The sequence below is a fragment of the Hydrogenoanaerobacterium sp. genome (assembly GCF_032017025.1).
Lineage (GTDB): Bacteria > Bacillota > Clostridia > Oscillospirales > Ruminococcaceae > Hydrogenoanaerobacterium.
The window spans coordinates 116,995-143,259 of the sequence record NZ_DALZQO010000002.1; the positions used below are offsets into that span (position 1 = coordinate 116,995).

Sequence of the window (26,265 nt, forward strand, 5' to 3'; positions counted from 1 at the left end):
TATCCTCCATCAACCTAATTATTGTCGTTTGAAATGACTATTTGGAAGCAATATCGGTATAGATATCGGTGTACTTGGCAACCAGATCCTTCTTGTGGGCGCTGACATAAGGGATATCTTCCTCAATCACCTTGATATCGCTCATGGGCAGCATGAAGTCGCTGGTCTTGGCGCCTTTGAGGACAGGACGGTTGGTAAGGGTGGTGCCCCAGATGTTCTGAACCTCTTCGCTGAGGATGAAGTCCATGAACAGCTTGGCATTATCCATGTTCTTGGCGCCCTTGATGATGGTCGCCGAAGCGGGCAGGTAAACGGCACCTTCCTTGGGGTAGATAATCTTGACGGGAGCGCCGTCGCGTACCAGCTGCGCGCAGGGATCCTCGTAGGACAGACCAACCAGATACTCGCCGTCGGCAACGCCCTTGTAAACCTTGGAGGAGCTCTCCACGATCTTGCCGTCAATGTTTGTAAACAAATCCTCGACATACTTCCACGCAGTCTCGTTCTCGTAACCGCCCATTGCCAGCAGCATATTGGTCAGTTGCGCAAAGGCTGAGGAGGAGTTTGCCGGGTCGGCGGTTACAATCTTACCCTTAAGCGCGGGGTTGAGCAGGTCGCCGTAGCCTTCGACCTTAATATCGCCAATCAGATTGGTGTTGATGATAATGCAGCTGCCGTCCAGAACGTTGCCAGTGATAAAGCCGCAGGTGTTCTTGTACGCATCGAAAACGCCCGCATCATTTGCCGATACATAGGGCTCCCACAAATCCTTGTTGTCGTACATCAGCGACCATGAGCCGCCAAAAAGTACGTCCGCGTAGGGAGCGTCTTTCTCGGATTGGATTCTCTTGACAAGCTCGCCCGTACCTGCCTGAATCAGCTCTACCTTGATGCCATACTTTTCCTCAAAGAGCGGTATCGTCGCGTTGATAAGTCCCTCGGAGTTCGGGGAGTAGACGACCAGCTTGTCGCTTCCTTGCTTGGGTGCCTCGGAGGCGGGTGCCGCCGGCGCACCGCCGCAGCCTGCCATGGTTACCATTGTCAGAGCCAGTAAAGTAGCCAAAATCTTTTTCATTTTTACAAATCCTCCTTTTACAGTTGTATATTGCATAATGCTTACTTAAATTTTAGCAAATATTAATAAAAAAAATACCCATATAAACGAACAAATGGAGAGAATCCCGAACTCCTTGCTCGGGATTTTCTCCATTGCTACCCACTGATGTTGATGCGGTACTCCTTGGGGGAGCAGCCCATATACTTGCGAAAGACCTGATTGAAGTATTTATAGTCTCCTATCCCGCAGCTTGCGGCGATGTCGGTAATCGAAAAATCCTTAAGCTGGCACAGCATGGCAAGCGCTTTCTGAATACGGTAGCGGTTGAGGTACTCGATGATGGTTGTGCCCATCGCCTTTTGGAACCGCTGGTTCATGTGGCGTTCTGAGTAGTGCAGCGCCTCCTCAAAGTCGGCAAGGGTTATCTTGCTGGCGTAGTTGCGTGTGATGTAGTCCATAATTTGTTCAGCGACCGGGTCGAGCTGCTCTTTGTCAACATCCTCGGTCAGCAGCGATATACTGCGAAGCTCCTGTACAGTCTCGTTGCGCCGACGCAGGATGCGTATATTCCTGCACTCTAGCACCGCGCGTTCCAGCGCCTCCTGCATCTCCCCGATGCACAACGGCTTCATCACATAGTCCGAGACACCGTTCTTGATTGCCTCGCGTGCGTACTGGAAGTCGGAGTAGCCGGTCAGAATAATCGCCACATAGTCATAGCGGTATTTGGTTTGGGCAATCATCTTCAAACCGTCCACAATCGGCATATTGATATCGGTGACCACAATATCGGGGTTAAGCTCCTCGATTAGGGCGATACCCTCCTCACCGTTGCGCGCCTCCCCGACAATCGTCACCATGGATTGCTCCCATGGCACCGAGTGCCGTATCCCACTGCGTATAATATCCTCGTCCTCTACAATAATTGCGGTGTACATGATTTCCCTCCCTTGGCATACAACTTGATGTTGACTCTGAAATGCTGCCCCGACACACTGTCGATGGTCAGCCTGCTGTCTGCCTCGTACTGCAAGGCGATGCGCCGCGCGACATTCTGCAAGCCGTTGTGCTCAGTCTCCACCCCCGAATCGGAGATAATTCGCCGCAAGATTTCCAGCTCAGGCGCAGATACGCCCATGCCGTTGTCCTCTACGGTAAGCATCAGATAGCCCTCCTCCATCCAGCCACGTATCCTGACCGTTACCTCCATGCGGCCCATAAAACCATACTTGATGCTATTCTCTACCAACGGCTGTAATAGCAGCTTGGGCACCATACAGCCGTAGCATTGCTCCTCAATATCTGTGGTGCAGATGAACCTGTCGGCAAAACGGGTGCTTTGTATGTACAGGTAGTCGTTGATATAGATCATATCCTCGCGTAGCAGGACATCCTGCTTGGTGTTGTTGATGCTGTAACGCAGAATATGTGTAAAGGTTTCGATGAGATGCGCGGACTTGTCAGGTGCGCTGAAGATGAGGAACTTAATCGTTTCCAGCGTGTTGTAGATAAAGTGTGGGTTGAGCTGCGCCTGCAGGTTGCGCATCTCGATACTGCTGTTTAGGCGTATCAGCTCGGTGTTGCGCCCATGCAGCTCTCCCAGGCTGCGCACCATGCCGTTGATTCTGTTGGCAATCTCCTCGAACTCGTCTCCTGTATCCAACACGATGATGTGCCCGCTGTCTCCGTGATTGATAATGCGCATCTCATCGACAAGCAGGTTGACCGAGCGGGCGTTTTTGGCCGCCATGTCGCCGGACATCCTGAGTGACAGGCTGAACCATACGCCGCCTAGCAGAATAATGATGAGTACGCCGATGCCAACGTAAAGATAGTTCTTGGGGTAGTAGATGAACGAATAGAGGATGATGCCGCGCTCCCGCAAGGAACGCGACGACACAAGATACCGTACGCCGCGCAGCGAGATCATGTGGGTGTTCTGATTGCCGCGAAAGCGGTTACTGCTGCGCTCGGGCAGGAAGCGGGCGCTTGAACAATAGATGACCGCTCCATTTTGCGCGGTGATGATGGCATCGTACTGGTAGTTGTCCAGCAGCTGCGCCCACCCGGCCGAGTCAAGGTAGAGCTGGACAAAGCCGCATAGCTTGCCATCCTGATAAAGAGGCATGGCAAAAACATACTCGGAACGTGTACCCGAAAAGTAATAAACCGTGTTGTATATCCCCTCGCCGCCGCGCAGGGCGTTATCGCTGACAATACGGTTAAAGGCAAGCCGGTGGGGGTTGAGCGCCTCCTGTGCCAGGCTGGTGAAAACAACCCGGTTATCAGCGTCGCTCAGGATTATTTCGAGCGTGGTTGGCGCGGAGACGTTGTACCGGTTAAGCGAATACTGCACCTCCCGGCCGCCTTGACGCTCTGTGACTGCCCGTACAAGGATTGAGCGGTTCGCCTCATCGTCAAGGTAGCCCTGCACCGACTCGTACACCGACTCCACAGTGTGGTTCATGGCCTCAAGGTGTCGTTCGGCGTTTAGTTTGGCGTTGAGGAGGTTAACGCCAAAGATGGCGATCGAAAAGCAGGCGCAACCGACGGTAACCAGCACGAGCAGGTTCTTGATTGCCTCTTTTTCAAGCTGCAGCTGGAATTTGCTCTTTTGGTGTTTGAGTTGCTCCGCCATGGCTTGCTCCTCCCCCTATGCGTATGATTGTGTACAATTATAACACAAAATGTCAACTAAGGTACAACAATCTGTAAAGTATGTGCCTTGCTGCCAATTACAGGTTGACAAAAAGGGGTTTGCTTCATTCGGGGCCTGTACGTATTGTGTTCCGGTGCCGCAATAACGGTACTTTCCACTTTGGTGGTAGGCAACAGTATCATGCGGTAGACCTTTTCGTGAGCTGAAAAGAGATTAAAGCAGTGCTATCTACATTAAAAATTCTACAAAATTCTACAAAATATCTTCTATTTTAAGTGTATTTATGTTAAAATGTAACTACAATTAAGATTCAAACTGCGTGATTATGGTCAAGGTGCGCATATCCTTATATTGGTCAATTGTAAAGGAGGAGGTAAATCATGAAATCAATTAAAAGCAGGCTGGTACTGATATTTACCTCAGTGATTCTTGCCATGTTGACAGGGTTGGGCGGACTATTCATATTTAGAGTCACGGGGGATATTACGCAAGATACCCACGAAGACTTAATGGATATGGCGCAGCAGGAAGCACAGTATATCCATGCAAAGGTGAACGAGCGCCTAACCTACATCAGCTCTCTTGCCCAAAACCCAATTTTACTGGACGAAAGTATGACATTTGAAGGAAAAAACAGCTTTTTTTGAAGCAGAGGCCAAAAGAACAGGTTATCTCGCTTTTGCATTTGCCGATAAAAACGGTGATGCCATTGTTTTTAATGCCAAGCGTGAAACCACTAATATCAGTTCCCGCGATTATTTTCAAACCGCCTTAAATGGTGAGCCAGCAGTTTCAGACTTAATTATCAGCAGTGCCACCAGGGAACTGGTGCTTATCTTTGCTGCACCCGTTTATAAGCAGGGAGCAGTGGTAGGGGTCATCTACGGCAGAAGGAATGGACATGCGCTGAGCGAGATTATAAGCGAAGTAAGCTACAAGCAAACAGGCTATGCCTACATGGTCAATAATCAGGGTGTTACGGTGGCACATAAGAACACCGATCTGGTCTTGGCACAGGATAATGATATCGAAAACATGAAAACCGATGAGTCCCTACGCGAGCTTGGGGAGCTTACCAAGAGCATGACCACCCGTGCGGTTGGCAGCGGTACATATACCTATAATGGGGTTAAAAAAATTGTGGGCTATGCACCCATCGCAGACACACAGTGGATTGTTGCTTACGGACTTGAGGAGGCTGAGGCTCTGGGGAATGTCCGTACACTTAGCAAGATGCTCTGGGTATTTGTTCTGGGCGCCGGTGTGATTGGGGTAGTGATAACATATATTGTAAGTGCCCGTATTTCTGACCCTTTAATTAAAATTTGTAAAGAAATGGAGGATTATAGCAACAATATTTCTATTTCTTTGCCACAAAGGTATTTAGAAAGAAATGATGAAATTGGAATTCTGTCTAAAGGAATTACTCTTATGTTAAATCACATTTCAAGTTATATTTCAAAGTTGAAAGAAAAGAATCGAGAATTGCTCAATGCCAAAGAAGTAATAAATTCGGAGCGGTTATTATTCGAAACAACACTTCATTCTCTCGGTGACGGTGTAATATCGACAGATCAAAACGGTAATGTACAAATTATGAATGAGGTGGCAGAAAACTTAACTGGATGGACGAGTAATGATGCGCACGGATTGCCGTTTGAAACTGTTTTTAATATTATCAATGAGTTTACCCGTGAAAAGTGCCCAAGTCCGATAAAAAAATCTTTTGAAAATGGTAAAATCAATGAGCTAGATGATTATACGGTGTTGATAAGCAAAAATGGAGACGAGATACCAATTGAAGACAGTACTGCTCCAATTTTAGATAGCGAAGGGAACATAACGGGTGCAGTAATCGTATTTAGGGATTATACAGATAAAAAGCAAAAGCAGGCAGAGATTTCATATTTAAGCTATCATGATCCATTAACAGGGTTGTACAATCGGCATTTTTTTGAAGAGGAATTAAAAAGACTGGATACAAAGCACTACTTACCCTTGTCGTTGGCTATGTTCGATGTAAATGGCTTGAAGCTAACGAATGATGCCTTTGGCCACCAGATGGGAGATAAACTTTTGCAGATTGTTGCAGAAACGATAAAAAATAGCTGCAGAGAGGATGACATTCTATCACGTATAGGTGGCGATGAGTTTGTCGTGCTTTTGCCAAAAACAAGTTATATAGAGACCGAGACTATAGTAAAACGCATTTATCGTAAGTTTGAACAAATCAGCCTTAATGAAATTGTTATTTCTGTCTCTGCTGGATGGGAAACCAAGAATTCCAATGAACAAAATATTATGGAGATTTATGCAAAGGCTGAAGAAAGTATGTATCGGAAAAAACTTATTGAAAGCCAAAGCATGAGAAATAAAACCATTCAGGTTATCCTAAAAACTTTAAATGAAACAAATCAAAGGGAACGAATTCATTCTGAAAATGTGAGCAAGATAAGCAGGGAAATTGGTGAAGCACTAAATTTTGATCAGGAGCTTTTGCACGAAGTTGAGATGGCAGGCCTTTTACATGATATAGGAAAAATTGCTATTGATAACAATCTGCTTAATAAACCTGACAAGCTGACAAATTCTGAATATGAAGTGGTAAAAAGACATACAGAAATCGGATACTACATATTAAAATCGGCAGATGCATATTCGAGCATTTCAGATTATGTGTTAGCCCATCACGAACGCTGGGATGGGGCCGGATATCCACGGGGCATAAAAGGCAAAGAAATCCCACTTGTCGCAAGAATTATCACTATAGCAGATGCGTATGAAGCAATGACAGCTGAGCGAACTTATAGGAAAACGATAAGCAAAGAAGATGCTTTTAATGAATTAAGAAGGTGTGCCGGAACACAATTTGATCCTGATATCATACGAGTATTTTGTGAGGATGCCGAGATTTAGATAATGAAAAAGACAAGTAAAATATGATTTAATAACGCTGCAATTCTTTTTGCCATAATAGAAAACTTCCGTCATGGCGCTGCTATTCCACACCGCGGTAACGAACCGATTCATATAACAAACTCATTAATGGAGATCTATAATTTTAAGAAATATAAGTTGAATGGCGGGTACTTTGATGTACCCGCCATTTTTATAAAAGCCGAGGGGCAGTTACCTACTTTACTGCAACTGAAAGGATAATACTATCCTATTCTAGGATAGTATTATCTGAGCTTTATCGTTCTTGAATTTATTCTGCAATATGAACATAATACTTAATCGTGCAATACAATGGAGAAGTCTGCTGTAATTGTTTTTCCACAAATCTTAAAACAAGGCAGGTTGGGAATATGTACCGTATAGTTACCACTATACGGTTTCGTGGGTTCGAAAAACAATACGCTGCCCTCTCTGGTTACGTTTTTCTTAGTTCCATCACAATCTTTATATTTTATACAGACTCCATACCCGACCCGAATATAAGACCTGCCATTCAATTGAAACGGTCGTACACCATTGTAATATACATAACATTTAGTATTACAAAACAAATCACTCACGTAGAAAGTTTGGTGTATACACTTACAAACACAGTAGCGCTTACGTTGTACTGTTATTTTCCACGGATTGCTTATTGCACGAATTGGTTTGCCACTATACACACCCTGTGCATGGGCCACATTTATAAATTCTGTCAATCTAACATCTCCCTGGAGTAAATCTATTTAAGAATAAATCTGGTTTATAACGATGCAGTCAAACTAAATTGAAGTTTATATGTTTCTGCGGGGTTAAGATCCCCAATGTAGATACCATCAGCAGGATTTTCATCCGTCAATGGAAGTATTTCATTCTTTAATGTTGAGTTCTGCTTGTAGCTCATTCCTTCTGGAATAGCGTTTGTTACTGTAATATCAGCAATTTTGATGGTACCGGTGTTTTTAATGATAAGGGTATATAAAACATCTTCATTATTTTCTGCTACGAAGGTCTTATCTGCCGATTGTACAATTTGTAGGCCCGCTGCAGCAACACTAGTAATTGCCGTGCTTGGATCGGTACTGCCTGAATACTCATTTCCTTTGTAATCTCTAAACTTAAGTGTAGCAAATCCACTGTTAATAATATCTCCGGTTGCTCCTTCGCTTACAGTTACCTTGTACTCCAATGTTGCTGCTTTCCCTTTGGGTACACTGCCAACCGTAACCTCACCGGAACTGGTTACAGTAACGCCTGTTTCTAACGTTTCGTCGGACTGCGGAACGGGAACAATTGAGTCCTGGACTAAAATAGTTTTAGGCGATATTGTATCTACGATTTTAACTCCGTATATGTCAACAGAAGAATTATTGATAAGTTTAACGGTATATTTAATCTTATCACCAGCCTCAGCAAACTCCTTATCCGAAGTGTTATCAATGATTACCTTAACAACATCTGTAGTAATAACATTACTGGTAACCTGGATAGGGCAGGGGTCTTCACCGGTATTTACAACTATAAAACCAGACGCTGTTGCACTGTTTTCAAATGGTTTAAGGGCTATGCCTAATGATTGTGCTTGATGTTCTAACATACTTACTAAATGCTCCTTTTATAATTATGAATCAAAAATAACTGATGAATCATTGTTGATGTTTTAATTTGACTTTGGTGAGAAATGCCGTTTTTTAGCCCTCTCCTCTCTCTATAATATATGTCAGTTTCTATAAAACGTTATTAAGCGTATAAGCCTGTCCAATAAGCTAAATAGCTGTCAAAAATGTTGCATATTAGCCCGAGTGAAAAATAAAAAGCGCGGATAATTATAAGCTGTTTACCCGTGCTATTTATTGTTTTTGTAGAATATAAAGCTTATTTTAATGGTTCGGCTTCATTTTCTAATTTATGTAACCTCTGATATAAGTTATAAATAGTTGCTTCTTCCATATAAAGTTTTTTCGATTTTTCTTTTTTAGTTATTGCAAATAAGTTCATTTTATGGCAAGCCTACGCCTTCATCTAATCATATAATATTTTTAAAATACATATTGTGTTACAGCAATTAAGTTATATGGATGCTGCATAAAGGAATTGTTGTTATTTTTTATTAAATTATGAAGGGGAACGAAGAGAGATGGATGATCGCGTTAATAATGTAGAGCCTGATGAATTGCCTGTGGAGCAGGAAGCCACAGCCGCTGAGCAAAACGTTAATATTTTAGAAGAAATAAAAGGTTTAAACCAGAAATTGGGAGACCCTAATTACCAAACATATAAAAAAAGCACGTATTGGCATCAGCAAGCCACTACTATGGATGAAGTAAAACAGGAGTCTCATCAAAAAGAAATGATTGAGTGCCTTCAAAGAATAGAAGAAAAGCTGACCAAAATTGAAGCTTTATTAGAAAAGTAAAAGCAAGTAGGAGGCTCCCTTTAGGGGAGCCTCCTACTGTTTGCAATATCCATCAAAGAAGAATAGGGTGGCAAAGAAAATGACAATTCAAAGAAATATTCAAACAGCTTTATTTAAGCTTATTATACGACGATTCCCGTGCAAGGGCCGCTGCCTGTGCAAGCGCCGATTGTATGACCTTGGGCGAATTCTTGCTTAACTGTAACGTTTTCTGCATAAGGTTTGATTGCCGATACCAGGAGGTTTTCATGCTTCCACAATTTATCGACTACTTTATAGTCAATTACCAGTAAGCAATCATTTCCTGATGTGGCTACTCTTACATTATCAATGATAATTACTTTGCAAGAACCATCAATAAGGGCCAGCTCATTTCTAAATTGATTGAGCCCAGTATTGTCATTGGGGAAGAACGTACCACTTGGGAATCTGGCAAATTCATTAAAGAAGCAATTGAAGGTATCTTTTGGAGTAACCACAACAAAGGTGCTTCCAAACCGCAATACTACTTCAAACTCAACGTCATTAATGATACGGTCACAGCCGGTAGCAGGGCTTAGGCGCTCCTCCGCGCACAAAACGCGGAAACTTTGTACGGTCGGTGGTCCATCCGGTAAGAATCCTCCCCTGCAACCTGCGGTTCCATCAGGATTACAAGGTATGCAAGACGTTAGTGTTCTGGTTTTTACACAGATATCTCTAACATCCTCGACACAAATATCATGGCACTCGCAAGCAGCGGCCTCCAATTGATATCCAAAAGCAGCTCTTTTTGCGGTATCTGTAAAGATGCTACAGCACTCTCCGCAATTCGGGTTCAGCCCTGTACTACAGGTTGGTGCTGCTTGCAGAACAACTTCTTCATCGGTCTTTATGAGATTCATTTTTGTTCTCCTTTTAGTTAATTTAGAGAGAGTATATTTCGGGCTACATCTCCTTAGTATTCTATGCTTAACTATTTGCAATGGTTACATGATATTAGATGATAGACTAGCGTGGCACAAAGCAGGTGCTACAAGAAAAGAATTGGCAGAAGAATATGGAAAGCCATCAAACACCAGTTTGCAATTTTGAAGCGTGCTGGTGCGATAGACAACGATACTGCCATCAAACAGGCCACGGATAACTGACAGATACAGCGTGCCTTCACCTTTTTTTAAGCCCGCTGGGCACTGTATGGTGCCTCCTCCAACAAAGGAAAAGCCTAGGGGCCCAGGGCTTGTTACATAGATAATGCGAAGTTTAGCAATTTGGCAAAGATAGTATTGTGGTGTATTATAGTACAAATAGAGTGCAAGCATTATTTTACAATAGGAGAAGTAATGGCCTGGTTTATTTGCTATACCCTTTTCTAGCTGAACATTTTGATTTATAATATTTACAGAGCTAGCTGGTGTGTTTATTTCACACCACAACGCGATAAAAAAGTTATGTGGACAAGCTGTTTATGGAGACTACACTTGAAGGAGTTGTGCTTTTGAAACAAATTATGATAGTCGAAGACGACAAGGCATTGTCTAACGGGATTGCGCTTGCATTACAAAATAATGAGATTAATACTTTGCAATACCACAATATTAAAACGGCAAGAAGCAGCCTTGCAAAAGACATCGTGGATTTGCTGATTTTAGACATTAACCTACCAGATGGAAGTGGATTGGATTTACTGTGTGAAGTTAAGAAAAGCAGTAATATCCCTGTTGTTTTGCTGACAGCAAATGATATGGAAACCGATATTGTCACAGGCCTTGAAATGGGTGCCGACGACTATATCACGAAGCCCTTTAGCCTTGCTGTGCTTCGTGCGAGGGTGAATACCCAGCTGCGAAAGCAAACAGTAGCCAATACAAACTGCTTCCAGCAGGACGGCTTTGCCTTTAATTTTGATAAAATGGAGTTTGTTAAAGAAAGCGTTCCTATTGAGTTGAGCAAAACAGAGCAAAAACTTCTTCGTGTACTTGTGGATAACAGGGGCAGCACCCTTGAGAGGAGTTTATTAGTCGATCGCATTTGGACAGATGGTGCCGAATATGTAGATGAAAATGCTCTATCTGTCACAATTAAGCGGCTCCGTGGTAAGCTGGAGGACACCCCTGCAAAGCCCCAGTATATCAAAACCGTTTATGGAATCGGTTATACATGGGCGGTGAAGTGAATGAGCATATTTAAGACGGACAAAACCATAAGCCGCCTAAATCAGATGATCGACAACGCTATAGAGGGAAAACCAATTGAAAATGGATTTGATGAAACAAAAACGTCGGCATTGGAAACAAAGCTATCCCATTATCTTGCAGCAAATAGTGCGACTAAAGCTCAGCTGGCCGAGGAAAAAGCAAAGATAAATGAACTGATTTCGGATATCTCACACCAGACTAAAACACCTATCGCTAATATTCTGCTCTATGCTCAAATTTTAGAGGAAAGTGTTCTTCCCGAGAAAGAAAGACAATGTGTGCAGTCCCTAGTAGGGCAGGCAGAAAAGCTGAACTTTCTCATCGCTTCTTTGGTGAAAACATCACGGCTGGAAACGGGAATCATTGCAGTGTCGCCTAAGCGAAGCGATATACAGTCGCTTTTGGATGAAGTGATGCGCCAAGCATTACCGAAGGCTCAGTGTAAGGGTATTGCTCTCGCCTGCGAGAACAGGGAAGCATATGCTGCATTTGACCCAAAATGGACGGCAGAGGCTATTTATAACATTGTAGATAACGCTGTCAAATACACCCCGCAGGGTGGCAGTATTTGTATTAGCGTAGCTGTTTATGAGTTGTTTGCCAGAATTGACATTAAAGACACGGGTATTGGTATCAGCGAAGAAGAAACAGCAAAAATATTTACCCGCTTCTATCGCTCTCCAACAGTCGGTGACGAGGAAGGCGTGGGCATAGGGCTATATCTTGCAAGAAAAATCCTCTCCGATGAGGGTGGGTATCTAAAAGTGCAATCCGAGCTTGGCAAGGGCAGCACCTTTTCCGTTTTCCTTCCTCTTGAAAGCTAAAATCTTTCAAAACTGTTAGATTTGAGAGAAGTTTAGAAAGGCTCTCGAAAGATTTATCGTGTATAGTCTGTATTATGCAAACATGATACAGACTATTTTCATGGAGGATATTAATATGACTATTCTTGAAACCAGAGATTTAAAGAAAATATATGGCAGCGGCGACACTGCCGTTCATGCTTTGGATGGGGTAACCATGACTGTGGGAAATGGGGAGTTTGTCGCTATCGTAGGTACATCAGGTAGCGGTAAATCTACACTGCTGCATATGCTGGGAGGGCTTGACCGCCCCACCTCGGGCAATGTAGTTGTGGACGGTCAGGATATTTTTAGCCTGAAGGACGAGGCACTGACCATCTTCCGCCGAAGAAAGATTGGATTTGTGTTTCAAAGCTACAATCTTGTACCGGTGCTGAATGTCTACGAGAATATTGTTCTGCCCGTTCAGCTTGACGGCAATACGGTAGACAGCGAATATGTCACCGACATCATCAAAACTCTTGGACTGGAAGCCAAGCTGCAAAACTTGCCCAATAACCTTTCCGGTGGGCAGCAGCAACGTGTTGCTATTGCTCGTGCTCTTGCTTCTAAGCCGGCGATCATCTTAGCGGACGAACCGACAGGCAACCTTGACAGCAAAACCAGTCAGGATGTTTTAAGCTTACTGAAGGTCACAGGACAAAAGTTTAAGCAAACCATTGTGATGATCACTCATAATGAGGAAATTGCCCAGCTTGCAGACCGCATTATCCGCATCGAGGATGGACAGATTGTAGGTGGCCCCCATGCATAAGGTGAAAAACAAAAAAACAGTTCATCGTATTGCAATAAAAGCCTTAAAGGCAAATCGCCTACGCAATGTCATTGCTGTTATTGCTGTCGCCTTAACCGCTATGCTTTTTACAACTGTTTTTACCATAGGGATGTCCTTTAACGAGGCTTTTCAGCAGGCAAACTTTCGTCAGGCTGGTGGATATGCTCACGGCAGCTTTAAGTATCTCACTGAGGAGCAGTTTCATGAGTTTAAGGATGATCCTCTGATCAAAGAATACGGGCTACGCCGTTTTGTAGGAATGCCATCCGACGTTCCTTTTAACAAATCCCATGTAGAGGTAGGCTACTCGGATGAGAATCAAAGAAAGTGGATGTATCTAGATCCCATCCAGGGCAATTTTCCTAAGGAGGGTACCAATGAGGCTGCCACCGACACCAAGGTATTATCTTTGCTAGGAATCGAGCCTGTGGTTGGCACGCAGTTTGCCATGACCTTTGATGTAGATGGAAAGGAAACGACCGAAACCTTTACCCTTAGTGGCTTCTGGGAATATGATGAGGCCATTGTTGCCAATCACGTGTTGATTCCGCAAAGTCGTGTGGAAGAAATATTTAAAAATCTGGGAACTATCGGTAAAGATGGCATGACCGGCACGTGGAATATGGATGTGATGTTCAAAAACTCCATGAACATCGAGGGTAATGTCCAAAAAGTGTTGGCAAATCACGGTTATCAGGACCAAGACCAGAGCCAACCCAACTATATTGCCACAGGGGTAAACTGGGGATATACCGGTGCACAGCTTGCTGATAGCATAGACCCTGTAACGGTGGCAGGTATTGCAGTGCTGATTCTGCTGATTATCTTTACCGGGTATTTGATTATCTACAATGTATTCCAGATCTCGGTAGCCGGGGATATTCGCTTCTATGGACTTTTGAAGACTATTGGGACGACACCCAAGCAGCTTAAACGGATTATCCGAAAGCAGGCACTTGCTCTTTCTGCAGTTGGAATTCCCATTGGACTGCTTTTAGGGTATTTGGTTGGCGTTACGCTCACACCGGTAATTTTTGCACAGCTAAACGGTGTAACTGTGAATACAAAGAGTGCAAGCCCACTGATTTTTATTGGCTCTGCGCTGTTTGCACTGCTGACGGTCTTTCTCTCCTGCACTAAGCCGGGAAAGATAGCAGCCAATGTGTCACCCATTGAAGCTGTTCGGTATGCAGAGGGAACAAAGAGTAAAAGGGGTACCCGTAAAAGCACCGCAGGCATTTCTCTAACAAAAATGGCGCTTGCAAATTTGGGCCGCAGCCGCGTAAAAACAGTAATTACCGTTATTTCGCTGTCTTTGGCCATTATCTTACTAAACCTTACATTCACTTTTACGAATGGCTTCGATATGGATAAATATCTTCGTAATGTTGTAGTGGATTTTACTGTATCCGAGGCAGGATATTTTCAGGTAACACAGGGCTGGAGAGGCGTGGCAGTGGAGGAGGATACCATTTCACTGCTCCAGAGCCAAGGAGAAATTGTAGATGGAGGGCGCGTCTACGGCCAAGTTTCGCCCATGCTTGAGTTTTCACCAGAAGAGTATTACCGAGAGAAAAACGGAGTGTATTCTACACCGGAAAACCTGGATTTGCTTATTAAGCGGGCGGAAAGGCTGCCCGATGGAAAAATATCAGACCGTATACAGTTGTATGGTATGGAAGATTTTATTTTGAAAAAAATCACTACCCTTAATGGGGACATTAAAAAGCTAAACGACTCATCGGGAAACTATATCGCAGCTGTTTATTCTGAGGATGATTACGGAAATCCACTGCTTGACAGCCATTGGGCAAAGCTAGGGGATAAAGTAACAATTCGACATATTGATAAAATGGAATACTATAATCCCAATACAGGGGAAGTATATGAGAGTATTATTCCGGAAGGTGCTGACTTTAAGGAGCGAATTTTGGAATACCGTGATGTTGAATATGAAGTTGCAGCGCTGGTGGTAATACCGCATAGCTTAAGCTATCGATATTACGGTGCAGATGCATTTGTTTTGGGCGCAGAAATCTTCACCAGGGATACAGGCTCCAATACCACCATGTATTATGCTTTTGACACCACTGAAGAATCTATCCCTGCAATGGAGAAGTTTTTATCTGAATATACCCAAAGTGAGGGAGCACAGTATGATTATGAGAGTAAGGAAACCTATAGGGCTGAATTTGAGAGCTTCCGTAATATGTTTCTACTTCTTGGAAGTGTTCTCAGCTTTGTGATTGGTCTAGTTGGTATTTTGAATTTCCTAAATGCAGTTTTAACCAGCATCATTGCCCGCAGAAAGGAATTCGCAATGCTGCAATCCATCGGAATGACTGGTAAACAGTTGAAAATTATGCTGATATGGGAAAGTCTGTATTACACCATAGGCGCCGTGGCGCTATGCCTGATACTGAGCTTAGCAACAGGTCCACTTTTAGGTGCCGCCTTTGAAAGTGTTTTTTGGTTTTTTTCATATCGATTAACGGTGTTACCCATTTTGATTTGTATACCGTTTATGTTGTTCATTTCTTATGTTGTTCCGCATCTAGGATATAAGAGCCTTGTTAAACAGAGCATAGTAGAACGCTTGAGAGAAGTAGAATAATATCTAGGTATGAACATTGCGTGTAGTAAAATTCAATGCAAGAAAATTACGTGTTATGGTTAAAACTGTAATCACTTGTGGGAGGCTATTTATATTTTGTTGCTTAAGTGCCATCGATTACGATGGCACTTTTTTGTATAGTAAAACCACTCGCTAGGCGAGTGGTTCAAAAAGCTTAAGCGGAGAGGAGGGCAAAAAAACTCCCTTTGCTATAATAAAAGTGCGGTCTGCTAACTGCACAAAAAATAGCAAAGGGAGGACCTTGTTTATAACGGCATAGATGAGTCTAGATCATTTTCAATTCCTGCTTTATAGGCCTCAAGCATTTTTTGCATGGCACCGCCAACAGCATGGGAATCACTAAGTCTTTGCGGGCATATCCCCATCAGCAAAAGAAGCTTTTCTGCCGCAGATAAAGCATCCTGCTCATTGATAAGCCCCCACGAAAGCTGGTCGAGCAGATGAACATAAAGCGAGGTGAAGACGACCAGTTCACGCTTATTTTGAACATCCATTTTAAGCTTTGTGTTTTTAGCTGTTATTCCAAATCGGTCTATTCTGCGAAAAACATCAAACTGGCGCGATGGGCAGGCTCCGGTTTGCAGATATAATGCCTCTTTTACGGCACTTTTTACGGATTTTCCAATCATTTCACCGAGCTTGGTATGTTTTCCTGCATCTGTTAGGGTTATAGCAGACTCCGCATCTGCAATTATGGCGGTACCGTCTGTCCCTGAACCTGTTGCAAGCCCGCTTGAATAGCAGCTGGGCAGCAGCAGCTCACCGATTGCCGCAGTTTTTGCCTCGGTACAGGTGACCAGAGAACGTGCAAGTGCGCCGTCTGTTAGGTTTTTATTGATAAACAGCAGGATGTTAATGGTACCCGCCACATATGTGAATATACCGCTGCTTTCGTTCCAAAATGCGGGGTCTCCGGCACGTCCCGCATTGATGTCTATTCCGCCCGTTACTGCAGCAGTAACACTCAAATCTTCAAAGCTTTCTGTTATGAGTGAAAGATTTTCAACGTCTGCGGCGGTGCTCATTCCACAGGTATAGAAAGGGTCAAGCGAAAGCTCGCTTGCAATAGCGGCAATATGCTCCGCATAAGTAGGCGCTTTCATTTCACCCGACGTTTCAAGGCCATGATTGAATATGTATTTTAGGGAGCTTTTATACCCCCCGTTATGCGGCGCAGTGCTGAGCACCTTGCGCATACCGTTGAGCTTGGCTATGATGGCATCGCCTCGTCTTTGCAGTATATCACCGTTTTCAAAGGTATGTAAAATCATATTCACCGTACCTCTCACTGCCACTGGGCAAGCATACTGCGCATCCAACTGCCAACATCCATTGCATATACATCGTTGAGGTGCGGCTGGTTTATTACTTCTTCGGCGGTGCCCGATGCAACAATTTTACCGCAATCCATCAAAACTGCATTGGTGCCATATGCGCGTGCGAGGCTTAAGTCATGAACAACCGATATAACCGAGCGCCCCGTTCTATCAATCCAGTCACGTATCAGCCCAAACACCAGCTTCTGGTACACAAGGTCGAGGTGATTGGTGGGCTCGTCAAGCAAAAGAATTTGCGGGTTTTGTGCAAACAGCTGCGCCAGAAAAGTGCGCTGAAGTTCGCCGCCCGAAAGCGTCAGAACCGATTTGTCGGCCAGTTTGCTCATACCGGTCAGCTCAAGCGCATCTTTTATCAGGTCGTCATCCTCATCTGAGGTCGATCCGAAAATTCCCGACGAATAGGCATATCTTCCAAGCCGAACAATTTCACCAACGGTAAAGGAATAACCTACATAATGGTTTTGCATTAAAACACCAATATTTCTTGCCAGCTTTGATGGCTTACATTGTGATATGTCTGTGCCGTTAAAAAGTATGGTTCCCGTATAGGGCGCACCTTGTGAAATTGCATTGATAACGGTACTTTTCCCCGCACCGTTGGGGCCTACTATCATCAGCCACTGGTTTTCCCCGAGCGTGAAGCTGACATCGTCGATAATGGTAAGAGAACCGTATTTAACGGTAACATTTTTCACTTCAAGCATCTAGTTCACCTTCTTCGACTTGTAAAAAATATAGACAAATACAACCGAGCCGACAAATGAGGTTACAACACCAATCGGCAGTTCGATAGGGCTTAGAATGGTGCGGCTGATTAAATCGGCAAGCATTAAAAACACCGCTCCCGAAAACATGCATGCCGGCAGCAGACGTTTATGGTTGGGGCCGGCTACCATACGGGTCATGTGCGGAACAATTAAACCAACAAAGCCGATTGTACCACCGATTGAAACGCAAACTCCAATCAGTACCGACACGGCAACCAGAACAACAAGCTTTACTTTTTTTACATTTACGCCCACATGGCGCGCATTATCTTCCCCTACGGCAAATGCGTTCAGTTCACGGCAATAACGTAAAATAAGCGCACCGAATAGTATCAGTGCGGCGAGCAGCACAATAACGTTGATATAACCTGTGTTTGCCAGCGACCCCATTGTCCAAAACGTAATGGTTTTAACCTTTTCGCCCGAAAAGGCAATAATCAAGCTGATGAGGCTGTGAGCAAACATAGAGAAAACAGTACCAATCAGTATGATGGTGTTGGTAGAAAGCGAGTAATCAAGCTTATGTGCCAACGACAGCATCAGCATAAGCGAACCAAATGCAAAAAGTATCGCCATCAGCATAATACCGCCGCCGGTAAAACCGGGAATGGTCAGCCCCAGTGCAATCGCAAGCACTGCGCCAAGTGAGGCACCCGATGACACACCAAGCGTGGAGCCGTCTGCAAGCGGATTTCTGAGCAGCCCCTGCATGGCACCCCCGCAAAGCGAAAGCGAGGCGCCCACAAGGGCTACATTTAACACGCGCGGCAGCCGAACGAATAGAATAATCGGGCCGGAAATCCCCTCCGGTATCGGCAGACCAAATATTGTGTTGATAATTGCGGTGAGCGTATCCCCGGCGGGTATGGTGACACTGCCGACGCACACACACAATATGAATACAGCAAATGACACTGCTGCCATAATGATATAATGGAGCACACCAAAGCCTTCACGCTTATTCTTCATAGACAAATTCATAGAGCTCCTTTGCTGCATCTGCAAGACGAGGGCCCGGTCTTGATATTTTGTCGGAATCTGCGTTAAGCACCTTATCGTTTGCAATGGCTTTTATGCTGCCCCAGCCCTTACGATTTTTAATTTCATCAACGGGAGGGGTACCTTCGCCAAAGTACATTGTGATTGTTACGATATAATCGGGGCTGCGTTCAATAATCTGCTCCTCTGAAATCTCTGCCCAGCCTTCAACGTCTGCAAAGGCATTGGTAACACCAAGCATTGTGGCTATTTCATCCATAAACGTACCCTTACCGGCAGCCCACAGCCCATATTCCAGAGGCGATACTTCAAAGTATACAGTTTTACCTGAGTTTTCGGTAACCTTGTCCGTAATTTCTTTGAAAGATTTCTTCATATCCGAAATAAGTGCTGCGGCTTCTTTTTCGTTTCCAACAACCTTGCCCATCAGCTCGATGGCGGTGTAAACACCGTTTATATCCTGAGCATCGCTGATAACCACCTGAATTCCAGCATTCTCAAGTGCCTTTACCTGCTCGTCGGTTTGTGCCATGTTGCTCATGACTACGACCTGCGGCTTAAGTGCAATAATTTCTTCAACATTTGTTTCAGAGCCGGACTGTACAATGGGGGCGTTGCTCACTTCTTGGGGATAATTGCAGTATTCTCCGCGACCCACAATGGTTTCACCGGCATTGAGCGCATATATAATTTCACAGTCGGAAGGGGAGAGTGCTACAATTTTAGTCGCAGGTGCATCAAGGCTAATTTCGCGTCCTGTCATATCGACAACCGCAAAAGTATCGCTGTTATTGTCAGCAGATTTCTGGCAGCCTGTAAATACGGTAATTGCCAAAATGCACGCAAGCAGCAATAGGCTAAGCTTTGTTTTTCTCATGTTTTTTCCTCTTTCTTGTAGTGTTTTTTGTAAAATCAAAAAAGCTAATTTGTTTTTTACATTAAAAAACTCCCGTAAAAACGAGAGTTTAATTGATAGGTTATGATAATTTGTGGTATGGCAGGCAAAGAAGCAACTGAACATTGTACCAATATACAACAATTATATAACGGCTGCGCCTTCCCTCTCCCAGACAACGGCAATCGTTATGTGTATGACAGGTCTCCTGACTTATGACTTATACACAGCAATGCCTGTGCAGTGAAAAAGCACCTTCTCAGATTAAATCCAATGGTTTTGCTTTTCTTCATCAAATACAGTAGTGGGAGCTGCTCCGGATTCGAACCGGATTCCCTTTTAATTTCCTTCGGTTTTTCCTCAGAAAATCATACACTTTATTAAATTTGCATTCATAATATCATATACCCATTCAATAGTCAATGTAATATATTAAGGTGTTGAAAAGGTCAAGAAAAACTGGATACCAAGTTAGGCATTTAAAAGCTTTGTATTTCAAACTGCATAGGGCGCAGCCAGCCCAGAGCAGAAGGAAACTGTTTGGTATGGAATATAACTGAAATTTAATGGGAAAAAAAAAGAGAAAGCAATGTTTACCTTCTCTATTTCTTCAGCGTTACATGTGGAATTTCGTTGTATATATTTGGAAGATAAGACATTTACTTGGGGGTGGGTAGATGCTATAGTTGTATTATGCATACTTTTGCTGAGACGAAACCTTTGCGTATCATAAAATCTGATTAAGATATTAACAATAACGCGGAATTCTCAACTGCTGGTTATAGCAATTGGGCAAAGCTCGCTCAACATCAGCCTAGAGCCGCAATAAGAAGCCTAAACTAAGCGCGGATTATGGTTATAACCGAACTGTCAATTATGGTACAAATAACAATTTAGAGATGTTGGGATTTTGCTGTTCGACTAAAATACGCCCCATTAGATTATTGGCTGCAATAATTTATTTAAGATAAATTAAGTAAGGAACGTGATTGTATGGTCAAGAATCTGGCGCATATTACTGAAATCAACGGCGAGGAAATGGTGCAGTCAATCGCGAGCCACTCCTTCCATGTGGCGGATTATGCGGCAAACAAACTCGGGTGCATAAATCTCTACCACACAGCGTACCTTGCCGGACTTTTGCATGATATGGGAAAATGTACTGCCAAATATCAGGATTATCTAAAACGCGCAGCCCGTGGAGAAGATGTTGTTCGCGGCAGCGTGAACCACACCTTCTGCGGCTGTATTTATTTGCTTGAAAGATATCACACCGGCAGGCCACAGGGCTTTGACACCATGACCTGCGAGATTCTTGTATACGCAATTGGCGCGCACCACGGGCAGTTTGACTGCGTCACGCTTGAAAACACCAGCGGCTTTGAGCACCGCCTAAACACGGACGCAGCTGAAATCGGCTATGACGAGGCAGTGAAAAGCTTCCTGTCAGAATGTGCCTCAAGCGACGAAATTGACCGGTTGTTCTCTCTGGCGCAAGACGAGATTACCACGTTACTCAAAGCCTTTTCAGTCCGCTTTGAAAAAAAGAAGTCCCAAGTCCACTTTTTGGCGGGATTGACGGCGCGAATGATTTTATCAGCCGTCATTGACGGCGATCGGCGGGACACGGCGGAGTTTATGAGCGGCACAAAGCTTTGTTACCGCGGCGGCTCTCAAGACCTGTGGGCGGCACAGATCGATTTCTTTGAACAAAAGCTTGCGGGTTTTAATGCACAAACGCCTATTAACCGGGCGCGCAGCCGCTTCTCAGACCTGTGCCGGGATTTTGCTGCAAAGCACGGCGACGGCATTTACCGGCTGACGCTACCGACTGGCGCGGGCAAAACGCTTTCGGCACTGCGGTATGCACTGCACCATGCAAAGGCGCACGGCAAAAGGCGAATTATCTTTGCCATTCCGCTTTTAAGCATTTTGGAGCAGAACAGTGCCGTTATCCGCAGCTACATACAGGATGAGAGCATCTTGACCGAGCATCATTCCAATATCATTAAAACTTTTGAAGAGCCCGAAAGGCTGGACAGCTATGAACTGCTCACCGAAACGTGGGAATCGCCGATTATTATTACCACGCTGGTTCAGCTTTTGAACACGCTGTTCTCGGGTAAAACCACTGCCGTGCGCCGCATGAGCGCATTGGCTGACGCTGTGATCGTCATTGATGAAATTCAGTCGCTGCCCAAAAAGGCGACCAGTATGTTCACGATGGCGCTGAATTTTCTGGCCTATGGCTGCGGCGCGACCATTGTCCTCTCCTCAGCGACACAGCCCTGCTTTGATGAGACCGCCAAGCCAATTCGGTATTCCGAATCGGCGGATATTGTGCCCTATGACCCAGCACTCTTCGATGTGTTTCAGCGAGCCACTGTCATCGACAAGACCACTCCCTACGGCATGTCGGTGGAAGATCTGGCCGATTTTTCGGCCGGTTTGTTGGAAGACGTCTCCTCTCTGCTAATTGTCTGCAACACTAAAGAAAGCGCCCTAAAGCTGTACACAGAGTTAAAACAGCGCTGCGGCGACTGCACGATTTTTCACCTTTCAGCCGCCATGTGCCCAGCGCACCGGGCCGAAGCACTTGCGTCCATTAACAGTACCTTAAAGCGCCGAGAAAAGATACTCTGCGTCTCAACCCAGCTGGTAGAGTCAGGAGTGGATTTTTCTTTCGAAAGTGTGATACGCATAGCGGCGGGGCTGGATAATATCGCACAGGCGGCCGGACGCTGCAACCGCAGCTTCGACTTTAGCGGCATATGCCGCGTTTACATCGTCAAGCTTAGACAGGATGCGGAAAAGCTAGGGATGCTTCAGGAAATTGCGACGGCGCAGCGGTGTGCCAATCAGCTTTTGCAGCAGTTTGCGCAGAACCCAAAAGCCTATGACAGCGACCTGCTCAGTGAAAAAAGCATTGCGCAATACTATCGGCTGCTATTTAGCGACCATGACATCAAGGGCAAATTTGATTTTCCGAAAAAGCTGCCCATCGGAACAACCGAAAATTTGTTCGATCTTCTCGCGGATAATCTCAGGCATCTCGAACGTCCGGAGTTTAAAGGCCGATATTTTTTAAATCAGGCGTTTAAAACCGCCGGAGAGCTTTTTGAGGTCTTTGACGAAAGCACTACCGAAATAATCGTGCCCTACAATGCACAGGCGGATGAAATCATCGCCGACCTGTTTTCTCAAAAGGCAGCCTATGATTTTGGCTTTCTAAAAACCTGTATCGAAAAGGCAAAACCTTACACCGTGCAGATTTTTGAATATCAGCACAAAAAACTGCGAGAGTAGGGGATGCTATCACCGGACGATGGAAGACGCTTCATTGTGTTGGACAAGCAGTGTTATCATGCCGAAACCGGCTTAACCATTGAAAATTTTATTTTTTGAAAGGAGGCATTCAAGTTGCAGCACAACAATATCGTGGAATTTGAAGTCAGCGGAGATTACGCCTTGTTTTCCGACCCCATCACACGCGTGGGAGGCGAAAAATTCACCTACCAAATCCCCACCTATGAGGCGGTAAAGGGCGTTTTGCAAAGTATCTACTGGAAACCGACGCTCATCTGGATCATTGATTCGGTTCGCGTCATGAATCAGATACAGACCGAAACCAAGGGCATTCGCCCGATTAAGTACACCGGCGGCGGAAACGACCTGTCTTATTACACCTATTTGAAAGACTGCCGCTATCAGGTGCGGGCGCATTTTATTTGGAACGATAACCGACCAGAATTGCAGGATGACCGCAACGAGCACAAGCACCACAACATTGCCACACGCATGATTGAACGCGGCGGGCGGCGGGATGTTTTTTTAGGCACGCGGGAATGTCAGGCCTATGTTGAGCCCTGCCGTTTCGGGGAGGGCGAAAGCTTTTATGAAAACACGCCGCAGCTCGACTTCGGCGTGATGTACCATGGCATCACCTACGCCGATGAGGCCTATTCCGATGAAACGCGCGACAAAATGACAGTACGGCTGTGGCGCGCAGTCATGAAGCAGGGCATCGTTGCGTTTATCCCGCCGGAGCAGTGCATCCATCGGTCAGTGCGGGAGATGGAGATCAAGCCGTTTGGCGAAACGTTCGGTAATTTTGCGCCGGTAGAGTCGGAGGTGGTTTAAATGGCATGGATGTCCAAGCTGTATCAAACCTATGAGGCAAATGCCCAGATGGCCGGAAGGCCGGTGGAGGGCGTGCCGCTGTCGCTGGTGGCACACATGACCGCCAATGCACAGATTGAAATTTCGATTAATCAGGAAGGCTGCTTTTGCGGCGCCGTCGAGCTAAAAAAAGAAAACGGCAAAGTCATTATACCGGTTACGGAGGCGTCGGCTTCGCGTTCAAGCGGTGATGCGCCGCACGCTTTGTGCGATACGCTCTCCTATGTCGCAGGGGATTTCGCACAGTATCTTTCGGACGAAAAAGCCGCCGATAAGGCAGCCCGAAAATTTGAAAAGCACCTCGCCGCGCTGCAAAGCTGGACACAATCGCCGTATACCCACCCGAAGGTGCAGGCCGTTTATGCCTATATTTCCAAAAAGCAAATGACGCAGGATCTGATTGCCGCAGGAATTTTGGAAACTGCCGAAGGAAAACTGCTGGATAAAAAGATATCCGGTACTGTCTATGAAAAGGCGCTTGTGTGTTTTCGGGTGATTGACAGCCAGCCCAATGCTGTTTGGCAGGATGAAACACTGTTTAACAGCTACATCCAGTACTATGCTGCGTTGCAAGACGGCGAAAAGGATATCTGCTACCTAACCGGCAAGGCAGATGCGATATCAACCAATCACCCGAAGGGCATTGTTGCCGCCAATTACGGCGCAAAGCTGATTTCGGCGAACGATAACGCCAACTTTACTTTCCGCGGACGGTTTGCAACAGCCGATCAGGCCAGCGCCGTCGGCTATGAAGCTACCCAAAAAGCGCACAATGCGCTGTCGTGGCTGGCTGCCCGGCAGGGCATCGTTGCGGGCACGCAGGACAAACGCACCTACATCTGCTGGAACCCCAACGGCAAAAAGGTCGTCAACCTCGACGGTCCTCTGGCACTTGAGGACGACAGTGAGCCGAGTTCCTACACCGAAGAAGGATATAAAGTGCGGCTGAAAAAAGCGATAAACGGCTTTCGTGGTGAACTGGACAGCAACGACGATATTGTCGTCATCGGGCTGGATGCCGCGACGACCGGGCGGCTTTCAATCATCTACTATAACGAGCTGAAGGCCTCAGATTTTTACGATCGCCTTACCGACTGGGGGCTGACCTGCTCCTGGTACTTTACGCGCTTTACGCTTGACAAAAAGCCCTACACAACAGAACTGACGCCGCTGAACAAACAGATTGTGCGCTGTGCGTTTGGCACCGAGCGGAATAACTTTCTTGAGACCGATGATAAGGTCATGAAAGAACAATACCAACGCATTTTGTACTGCATGCTGGATAAAAAACCTCTCCCGCGCGATATTATGCATGCGGCGGTGCTGCGTGCCTCCACACCGCTGGCCTATTCCCGCGGCAACCGCGAGCAAATTCTTTCAACGACCTGTGCGCTAATCGCGAAATATCACCATGACAGAGCAAAAGGAGTGAGCATCAACATGACGCTGGACTATGATAACAACGATAGAAGCTACCTTTTTGGCAGGCTGCTGGCCGTGCTCGAAAAGGCGGAACGCTCCACCTATACGGTGGGCGAAACACGCGAGCCTAATGCCATCCGCCTGCAAAGCGCCTATGTCAACCACCCTATGAGCACATGGCAAATACTTGAGGGCAATCTAAACCCGTATTTTCAGCGGATGAAGCCCGGCTCAAGAAAATATTACAAAGATATTCTGTCCGAAATAGTGGTAAAGCTCGGGGCGCAGTACAAACCCGAGGAGCTCAACCGTCCGCTCGAAGAGCTCTATCTCATTGGCTACTATCTGCAACGGGCGGCGCTTAACCACTACAAAAGCAAGGATGAAAATAATATGGATGAAAATAATAAGGAGGAACAATAATTATGAAAGCGCTTGAAAATAAAATTGACTTTGTCGTGCTTGTATCCGTCGTTAACGCTAACCCAAATGGAGACCCCCTAAACGGTAACCGTCCGCGCACCACCTACACCGGAAACGGCGAAATTTCCGACGTTTGCATTAAAAGGAAGCTGCGCAATCGGCTTCAGGACATGGGCGAGCAGATTTTCGTCCAGTCTGATGAGCGCCGCGATGACGGTTTCGGCAGCTTAAGCGAACGTGCCTCCCAAACTATCACCTCCTACGCCTCTAAGGATGAATACGCCGCACAGGCCTGCGCGCAGTGGTTTGATGTTAGAGCTTTCGGTCAAGTTTTCGCCTATAAAAAAGGCAAGGACAAGGACGGCGTATCGGTGGGCGTTCGGGGGCCGGTATCCATTCATCAGGCGATTAGTGTGTCGCCCGTGGATATCAACAGCATGCAGATTACCAAAAGTGTCAACAGCGAACCGACCGATGACGGTAAAAAGAGCTCCGACACCATGGGTGCCAAGCATATGGTGGAGTTCGGGTTGTATAAAATCAAGGGTGCCATCAACGTGCAGCTGGCTGAGAAGACGGGCTTCACCGAAGAGGACGCCGAAACAATCAAGCAATGTCTGCGCACCCTGTTCATCAACGACAGCTCTGCCGCAAGGCCGGACGGTAGCATGGAGGTTATCCGGCTCTACTGGTGGAAGCACAACAATAAAATTGGACAGTATTC

At 45.5% G+C, this 26,265-nt stretch carries 20 protein-coding genes and 1 riboswitch; of the genes, 11 read left to right on the forward strand and 9 right to left on the reverse strand.

Going from position 1 to position 26,265, the window contains the following annotated elements; genetic code table 11:
- Positions 1 to 37: 37 nt before the first annotated feature.
- From RTV33_RS02375 to RTV33_RS02385, 3 genes are all read right to left on the reverse strand, one after another.
- A complete protein-coding gene (locus tag RTV33_RS02375; RefSeq protein ID WP_312641158.1) occupies positions 38 to 1,075 on the reverse strand; it encodes an ABC transporter substrate-binding protein in 1,038 nt (345 codons plus the stop codon).
- Positions 1,076 to 1,212: 137 nt separating this feature from the next.
- Positions 1,213 to 1,995, reverse strand: coding sequence for a helix-turn-helix domain-containing protein (locus RTV33_RS02380; RefSeq protein ID WP_312641160.1), 783 nt, complete (start codon positions 1,993 to 1,995; stop codon positions 1,213 to 1,215).
- Entirely contained in the window at positions 1,974 to 3,695 is a 1,722-nt protein-coding gene (locus RTV33_RS02385) for a histidine kinase (RefSeq protein WP_312641162.1), read from the reverse strand. The genes RTV33_RS02380 and RTV33_RS02385 overlap by 22 nt, the downstream gene beginning before the upstream one ends.
- A gap of 401 nt (positions 3,696 to 4,096) precedes the next feature.
- On the opposite strand from RTV33_RS02385, the gene RTV33_RS02390 reads away from it, so the two are divergent.
- Together RTV33_RS02390 and RTV33_RS02395 are read left to right on the forward strand one after the other, a co-directional pair.
- On the forward strand, positions 4,097 to 4,363 hold the full coding sequence (locus RTV33_RS02390) for a hypothetical protein (RefSeq protein ID WP_312641164.1): 267 nt from the start codon (positions 4,097 to 4,099) through the stop codon (positions 4,361 to 4,363).
- Entirely contained in the window at positions 4,338 to 6,632 is a 2,295-nt protein-coding gene (locus tag RTV33_RS02395; protein ID WP_312641166.1) for an HD domain-containing phosphohydrolase, read from the forward strand. The genes RTV33_RS02390 and RTV33_RS02395 overlap by 26 nt, the downstream gene beginning before the upstream one ends.
- A 784-nt stretch (positions 6,633 to 7,416) precedes the next feature.
- Here RTV33_RS02395 and RTV33_RS02400 read toward each other — a convergent pair.
- Positions 7,417 to 8,250: a hypothetical protein gene (locus RTV33_RS02400; RefSeq protein WP_312641168.1), complete on the reverse strand. Its 834-nt coding sequence runs from the start codon at positions 8,248 to 8,250 to the stop codon at positions 7,417 to 7,419.
- 540 nt (positions 8,251 to 8,790) lie between these two features.
- Here RTV33_RS02400 and RTV33_RS02405 point away from each other — a divergent pair.
- The gene (locus tag RTV33_RS02405; RefSeq protein ID WP_312641170.1) at positions 8,791 to 9,069 is read left to right on the forward strand and encodes a hypothetical protein; all 279 of its coding nucleotides are present in this window, start codon (positions 8,791 to 8,793) and stop codon (positions 9,067 to 9,069) included.
- 122 nt (positions 9,070 to 9,191) lie between these two features.
- Here RTV33_RS02405 and RTV33_RS02410 read toward each other — a convergent pair whose 3' ends face one another.
- Positions 9,192 to 9,953 (reverse strand): hypothetical protein, encoded by a 762-nt coding sequence (locus tag RTV33_RS02410; RefSeq protein ID WP_312641171.1) that lies wholly within the window; start codon positions 9,951 to 9,953, stop codon positions 9,192 to 9,194.
- Between the two features lie 593 nt (positions 9,954 to 10,546).
- On the opposite strand from RTV33_RS02410, the gene RTV33_RS02415 reads away from it, so the two are divergent.
- From RTV33_RS02415 to RTV33_RS02430, 4 genes are all read left to right on the forward strand, one after another.
- Positions 10,547 to 11,224 carry a response regulator transcription factor gene (locus RTV33_RS02415; RefSeq protein ID WP_312641173.1) on the forward strand — a complete coding sequence of 226 codons (678 nt, stop codon included), beginning with the start codon at positions 10,547 to 10,549 and terminating at the stop codon, positions 11,222 to 11,224.
- A complete protein-coding gene (locus tag RTV33_RS02420; protein ID WP_312641175.1) occupies positions 11,225 to 12,070 on the forward strand; it encodes a HAMP domain-containing sensor histidine kinase in 846 nt (281 codons plus the stop codon).
- Between the two features lie 115 nt (positions 12,071 to 12,185).
- Entirely contained in the window at positions 12,186 to 12,863 is a 678-nt protein-coding gene (locus tag RTV33_RS02425; RefSeq protein ID WP_312641177.1) for an ABC transporter ATP-binding protein, read from the forward strand.
- Positions 12,856 to 15,498 (forward strand): FtsX-like permease family protein, encoded by a 2,643-nt coding sequence (locus RTV33_RS02430; RefSeq protein WP_312641179.1) that lies wholly within the window; start codon positions 12,856 to 12,858, stop codon positions 15,496 to 15,498. Before RTV33_RS02425 ends, RTV33_RS02430 begins: the two co-directional genes overlap by 8 nt.
- A gap of 266 nt (positions 15,499 to 15,764) precedes the next feature.
- On the opposite strand, the gene RTV33_RS02435 is transcribed toward RTV33_RS02430, so the two are convergent.
- Genes RTV33_RS02435 through RTV33_RS02450 form a run of 4 tightly spaced genes read right to left on the reverse strand, consistent with a single transcriptional unit; the run spans position 15,765 to position 19,499 of the window.
- The gene (locus RTV33_RS02435) at positions 15,765 to 16,790 is read right to left on the reverse strand and encodes an adenosylcobinamide amidohydrolase (protein WP_312641181.1); all 1,026 of its coding nucleotides are present in this window, start codon (positions 16,788 to 16,790) and stop codon (positions 15,765 to 15,767) included.
- 14 nt (positions 16,791 to 16,804) lie between these two features.
- On the reverse strand, positions 16,805 to 17,560 hold the full coding sequence (locus RTV33_RS02440; protein ID WP_312641183.1) for an ABC transporter ATP-binding protein: 756 nt from the start codon (positions 17,558 to 17,560) through the stop codon (positions 16,805 to 16,807).
- Positions 17,561 to 18,592, reverse strand: coding sequence for an iron ABC transporter permease (locus RTV33_RS02445; protein ID WP_312641350.1), 1,032 nt, complete (start codon positions 18,590 to 18,592; stop codon positions 17,561 to 17,563). It abuts the gene before it with no gap.
- Entirely contained in the window at positions 18,582 to 19,499 is a 918-nt protein-coding gene (locus RTV33_RS02450; protein ID WP_312641185.1) for an ABC transporter substrate-binding protein, read from the reverse strand. The genes RTV33_RS02445 and RTV33_RS02450 overlap by 11 nt, the downstream gene beginning before the upstream one ends.
- Before the next feature lie 198 nt (positions 19,500 to 19,697).
- Positions 19,698 to 19,905: riboswitch (cobalamin riboswitch) on the reverse strand.
- 605 nt (positions 19,906 to 20,510) lie between these two features.
- On the opposite strand from RTV33_RS02450, the gene cas3 reads away from it, so the two are divergent.
- The 4 genes from cas3 to cas7c all read left to right on the forward strand — a co-directional run.
- Complete coding sequence (cas3, locus tag RTV33_RS02455) at positions 20,511 to 22,823, forward strand: CRISPR-associated helicase Cas3' (RefSeq protein WP_312641187.1); 2,313 nt, start codon at positions 20,511 to 20,513, stop codon at positions 22,821 to 22,823.
- Between the two features lie 114 nt (positions 22,824 to 22,937).
- The gene (cas5c, locus tag RTV33_RS02460) at positions 22,938 to 23,657 is read left to right on the forward strand and encodes a type I-C CRISPR-associated protein Cas5c (protein ID WP_312641189.1); all 720 of its coding nucleotides are present in this window, start codon (positions 22,938 to 22,940) and stop codon (positions 23,655 to 23,657) included.
- Positions 23,658 to 25,541, forward strand: a complete 1,884-nt coding sequence (gene cas8c / locus RTV33_RS02465) for a type I-C CRISPR-associated protein Cas8c/Csd1 (RefSeq protein ID WP_312641191.1) — start codon at positions 23,658 to 23,660, stop codon at positions 25,539 to 25,541.
- A 2-nt stretch (positions 25,542 to 25,543) separates the two neighbouring features.
- Positions 25,544 to 26,265 (forward strand): type I-C CRISPR-associated protein Cas7/Csd2 (cas7c, locus tag RTV33_RS02470; RefSeq protein WP_312641193.1); only part of this gene is annotated, 722 nt, incomplete at its 3' end.

What these genes read in the sequence shown, in the direction of transcription:
- RTV33_RS02375 (WP_312641158.1), bottom strand. Translation starts at nt 1,075, where the DNA reads ATGAAAAAGATTTTGGCTACTTTACTGGCTCTGACAATGGTAACCATG.
- RTV33_RS02380 (WP_312641160.1), bottom strand. Translation starts at nt 1,995, where the DNA reads ATGTACACCGCAATTATTGTAGAGGACGAGGATATTATACGCAGTGGG.
- RTV33_RS02385 (WP_312641162.1), bottom strand. Translation starts at nt 3,695, where the DNA reads ATGGCGGAGCAACTCAAACACCAAAAGAGCAAATTCCAGCTGCAGCTT.
- RTV33_RS02390 (WP_312641164.1), top strand. Translation starts at nt 4,097, where the DNA reads ATGAAATCAATTAAAAGCAGGCTGGTACTGATATTTACCTCAGTGATT.
- RTV33_RS02400 (WP_312641168.1), bottom strand. Translation starts at nt 8,250, where the DNA reads ATGTTAGAACATCAAGCACAATCATTAGGCATAGCCCTTAAACCATTT.
- RTV33_RS02405 (WP_312641170.1), top strand. Translation starts at nt 8,791, where the DNA reads ATGGATGATCGCGTTAATAATGTAGAGCCTGATGAATTGCCTGTGGAG.
- RTV33_RS02410 (WP_312641171.1), bottom strand. Translation starts at nt 9,953, where the DNA reads ATGAATCTCATAAAGACCGATGAAGAAGTTGTTCTGCAAGCAGCACCA.
- RTV33_RS02420 (WP_312641175.1), top strand. Translation starts at nt 11,225, where the DNA reads ATGAGCATATTTAAGACGGACAAAACCATAAGCCGCCTAAATCAGATG.
- RTV33_RS02425 (WP_312641177.1), top strand. Translation starts at nt 12,186, where the DNA reads ATGACTATTCTTGAAACCAGAGATTTAAAGAAAATATATGGCAGCGGC.
- RTV33_RS02430 (WP_312641179.1), top strand. Translation starts at nt 12,856, where the DNA reads ATGCATAAGGTGAAAAACAAAAAAACAGTTCATCGTATTGCAATAAAA.
- RTV33_RS02435 (WP_312641181.1), bottom strand. Translation starts at nt 16,790, where the DNA reads ATGATTTTACATACCTTTGAAAACGGTGATATACTGCAAAGACGAGGC.
- RTV33_RS02440 (WP_312641183.1), bottom strand. Translation starts at nt 17,560, where the DNA reads ATGCTTGAAGTGAAAAATGTTACCGTTAAATACGGTTCTCTTACCATT.
- RTV33_RS02445 (WP_312641350.1), bottom strand. Translation starts at nt 18,592, where the DNA reads ATGAAGAATAAGCGTGAAGGCTTTGGTGTGCTCCATTATATCATTATG.
- RTV33_RS02450 (WP_312641185.1), bottom strand. Translation starts at nt 19,499, where the DNA reads ATGAGAAAAACAAAGCTTAGCCTATTGCTGCTTGCGTGCATTTTGGCA.
- cas3 (WP_312641187.1), top strand. Translation starts at nt 20,511, where the DNA reads ATGGTCAAGAATCTGGCGCATATTACTGAAATCAACGGCGAGGAAATG.
- cas8c (WP_312641191.1), top strand. Translation starts at nt 23,658, where the DNA reads ATGGCATGGATGTCCAAGCTGTATCAAACCTATGAGGCAAATGCCCAG.